The organism is Gluconobacter cerinus (assembly GCF_002723935.1).
Classification (GTDB): Bacteria; Pseudomonadota; Alphaproteobacteria; order Acetobacterales; family Acetobacteraceae; genus Gluconobacter; species Gluconobacter cerinus.
In genome coordinates, this window is the sequence record NZ_BEWM01000034.1 from 1 (window position 1) to 3,420 (window position 3,420).

General features: G+C 65.8%; 5 protein-coding genes. 4 read left to right on the plus strand and 1 reads right to left on the minus strand.

Annotation, left to right across the window (positions count from 1 at the left end; all coding sequences use genetic code 11):
- Positions 1–274: hypothetical protein (locus GCE01_RS17055; RefSeq protein ID WP_211516792.1), on the minus strand; the 274-nt coding region annotated here is incomplete at its 3' end.
- On the opposite strand from GCE01_RS17055, the gene GCE01_RS16970 reads away from it, so the two are divergent.
- From GCE01_RS16970 to GCE01_RS16470, 4 genes are all read left to right on the plus strand, one after another.
- Complete coding sequence (locus tag GCE01_RS16970) at positions 273–650, plus strand: hypothetical protein (protein ID WP_167386202.1); 378 nt, start codon at positions 273–275, stop codon at positions 648–650. The two genes, GCE01_RS17055 and GCE01_RS16970, sit on opposite strands and share 2 nt — an antisense overlap.
- Positions 651–668: 18 nt before the next feature.
- Positions 669–1,541, plus strand: coding sequence for a phosphoadenosine phosphosulfate reductase domain-containing protein (locus GCE01_RS16460; protein ID WP_244591287.1), 873 nt, complete (start codon positions 669–671; stop codon positions 1,539–1,541).
- Between the two features lie 183 nt (positions 1,542–1,724).
- Positions 1,725–1,985 carry a hypothetical protein gene (locus tag GCE01_RS16465; RefSeq protein ID WP_099213696.1) on the plus strand — a complete coding sequence of 87 codons (261 nt, stop codon included), beginning with the start codon at positions 1,725–1,727 and terminating at the stop codon, positions 1,983–1,985.
- A 114-nt stretch (positions 1,986–2,099) separates the two neighbouring features.
- Positions 2,100–3,420, plus strand: a 1,321-nt coding sequence (locus tag GCE01_RS16470) for an Eco57I restriction-modification methylase domain-containing protein (RefSeq protein ID WP_174694865.1), incomplete at its 3' end; no start/stop codon positions are given.

Below are 3,420 nucleotides of genomic sequence, written 5' to 3' on the forward strand. Positions count from 1 at the left end.
CCGGATAAGAGCAGGAACCCGGTAAGAGAAAAAACCAGATAAAAAGAAAAACCGGGTAAAAAGAAAGACCCGATAAAAAAGGAAAGGGCTGGCTGGGAGCTGCCCAGCCCGCAACAGTTGGGTCAACGCGCGTCCTCGCCATGCTCGCCGGCTGCGCCGCCTGCGCGTGACTGCGGGCCGCGTTGATCCTGCCGCTACGCGGCACTGTTGCAGTCTGAACAGCCCCCAGCCGGACGCGACGATGTTCAAAAACCAGAAATGGATCGAGCATCATGCGCCGTCATTACCTTCCTTATGTCCCAACTCCACGCGGTCGGCTGCCCATGCGCTGGACCGACACCCAGGAGCCTGTGTCCTGCCGCAAGTGCAACGAGCACTGGGAAGGTGGCGATCCGGCTCTGACCATCGCCTGCACGGGCTGCAACGCGCCAGCCCATGAGCCCTGCCGTCGCAGTGCGGGCGGCAATGAGCGGGTGTGTGCGTGCAGGGATGAGGCAGCGACCCAGCTTGGACTCCTCTCACGCTGCGAAGGTCTGAGCTGGGACAACCGGCATGTGAAGCCTCTGACCCTCCGGGCCACTCCCGTTGCCACGGCGCTAATGTGCCGGTCGGTCCGCACGGGTGCTCCCGTCAGCCGGTGGGCAACATGACCCCGGATCTGGCGTCTTATGACAGCATCATCGTCGCGGTCTCCGGTGGCAAGGACGGCACCGCCTGCCTCCTTGCCCTCCACCTCGCCTGATGTGAGCGCGTTGGCGCAGGATTTCGGGCTGCCGCTCTATCGCTCCTGGCGAGAGGGCGGCTTCGAGCGGGAGATGCTGCGCAACGCTGCCCCAACGGCGCCTGTCCTTTTCGAAAGCCCAGACGGCCTGATCCGCGTGGGAGGGGAGGGGCCGATCGGGACGCGCCTGCGCTTCCCCCAGGTCTCCGCCAGTCTGACGACACGCTGGTGCTCCAGTGTCACCAAGATTGGCGTCGCCGATCGCTCCTCGCGGGGGCAGGAGCGCTTTCTGAACCGGCGCACGCTGTTCGTAACGGGCGAGCGGGCCGAAGAAAGCCCCAACCGTGCCCGCTATGCCGCCTTTGAGCCGCACCGCATGGACACGCGACATGGCACCCGCCGTCGCCGGCATGTCGATCACTGGCGCCCGGTTCACCAGTGGAGCGAGGCGCAGGTCTGGGACAGTCTGAAGCGCTGGAACGTGATGCCGGCGCTGCCATACCGCATCGGCTTCTCCAGGCTGTCCTGTGCCACCTGTATTTTCGGCGATGCGCGGCAGTTTGCAACGATCCGCTGGCTCGATCCTGCCCGCTTTGAGCGCCTCGTACAGTACGAGCAGCAGTTCGGCTGCACGATCAGGCGGACTGTCTCCCTGGAGCAGCTCGCGGAGCAGGGCAGGCCGTATGACGCTGCCCTGTCATCGCCCGATCTGGCCCGCGCGTGTCTGTCGTCGCGGCCGATCCCAACCGTCCTCACACCAGCCTGGGAGCTACCGGCCGGAGCGTTCGGGAAGGGGGCCGGGCCGACCAGAAAAAAGTAGAAAAAACAGAAGGTTAAAAAAGGAAAAGGAGGGGGGCAGCACAGGCCAGCCCGCCCCGCAAGAGGTGGGTCCGTCCGTGTCCTCGCTACGCTGCGGGCCGGGCGGTCCCGACGCTGCGCGTCGCTCTGGCAGGTCGCGCTGTCCTGCGCTCGCCGGAGAGGGTCAGGAAAGGAAATAAAGACGATGTCAGAGACCCTCGAACGCCCCGCACAGGCCACGGCCTTTGAACCCAGACAGGCTCACAAGGAAGGCTGGACGCTCCTCGAAAGATGCGGACCCGAGAACGACGAGACGCATCTGGTGGGTCTGCATTGCAGCGATCCGCAAGCCTGGTGGCGCGTGGCGACGAAGGCACGGGAAGGGTCGGCCTACCACTGTGACGCGCTGGCCCGCCTGTCCGAGGGCGAGCGTGAGCAGATCCGCCTGCGCTTTGGTCCCTTCTGACCCCGAACTGATCCGGGAGGCCTGACGCCTCTCTCCCCGCACTGATCCTGTTTTCCGGCCCCCCGGTCTGCCTTCGCGCAGCACCGGGCGCTGCCGCTTGTCCGGAGTTTTTCCATGTCCACGTCTCAACTGAGCTTCTTCGACACCTCAGCACTCGGCGGCAGCCAGTCCAATCTGTACTGGGGCGAGCTTCCGGGAGACCGCGCCCTTGAGGAAGCCGCCGCTGCGGCCCAACAGGTCGCAAAAGCCCCGGCCCCGATCCCCGCTGTCCTGCCGAAGGTGGACTTCGCCCTGACCGGAACGCGTGGCCTCGCCCAGGGCTGGAAAGAGCGTGCGCGGGACAATCTTGCGGCGATCCGCCTTCTGGCCACGCTTGAAGCAGAAGACCGCCACGCCAGCCCCGACGAGCAGGCTGTCCTCGCCCGCTTCACCGGGTTCGGGGCAGGGGAGCTGGCCAACAGCCTGTTCCCGCGTGCTGGCGAAACCTTCCGGGCAGGCTGGGAAGAGATCGGCAGCCAGCTTGAGGAACTGACCAGCCAGCAGGAGCGGGCGGGTCTGGCACGGGCGACACAGTACGCCCATTACACGCCCGAGCTGATCGTCCATGCGATGTGGGATCTAGCCGCACAAATGGGCTTTCGGGGCGGACGCGCGCTGGAACCGGGCTGCGGAACCGGCCTGTTCATGGCGAGTGTGCCTCCGAAGCTTGCCCCGAAAACCGCCTGGACCGCGATTGAGAACGACCCGCTGACGGCCCGGATCACGCGCAAGCTGTTTCCGAACCAGTGGGTCCGGTCCGAGGACTTCACGACGGCCAAGCTGGCGGAGCGCTACGATCTGGTCATCGGCAACCCGCCCTTCAGCAACCGCACGGTTCGAGGCACGGACGAGCTGGGCCGCCTTGGCCTGTCCCTGCATGACTACTTCATCGCCCGGTCCATCTCCCGTCTGCGTCCCGGAGCGCTGGCGATGTTCGTCACGTCGCGGTGGACGATGGACAAGTCCGATGCCGGCGCACGGCGCACAATGTTCGAGACAGCCGATTTCGTGGGCGGCGTGCGTCTGCCAGCGGGTGCCATGCGCGACGATGCCGGAACCGATGTCGTGGTGGACGTTCTGGTGTTCCGCCGCCGCGCACCGGGCGAGGATGCAGGCGATGCCACCTGGCTGGATGTGGCCGCGCTGGCTGACACCGATCAGGGCGAAGGCCCGCTGCGGATCAACCGCTATTTCGCGGAAAACGGACAGCAGGTTCTCGGCCGGCACGACTGGACGAGCGGTCAGTTCGGACCCGAATACACCTGCAAGGCCAATCCGCTCCAGATGCTGGACGAGGCCTTGCCACTGGCCCTTGGCCGTCTCTCTTCTCTGGCCCGCTTCCCGGCCCCGCAGACGCTCGATGTTGCGACTGTGCAGGATAACCATGCCGCCGAGA

Excerpts from the sequence above, each read along its gene's own strand:
- GCE01_RS16465 (WP_099213696.1), top strand. The coding sequence starts at position 1,725 with ATGTCAGAGACCCTCGAACGCCCCGCACAGGCCACGGCCTTTGAACCC.
- GCE01_RS16970 (WP_167386202.1), top strand. The coding sequence starts at position 273 with ATGCGCCGTCATTACCTTCCTTATGTCCCAACTCCACGCGGTCGGCTG.
- GCE01_RS16460 (WP_244591287.1), top strand. The coding sequence starts at position 669 with ATGACAGCATCATCGTCGCGGTCTCCGGTGGCAAGGACGGCACCGCCT.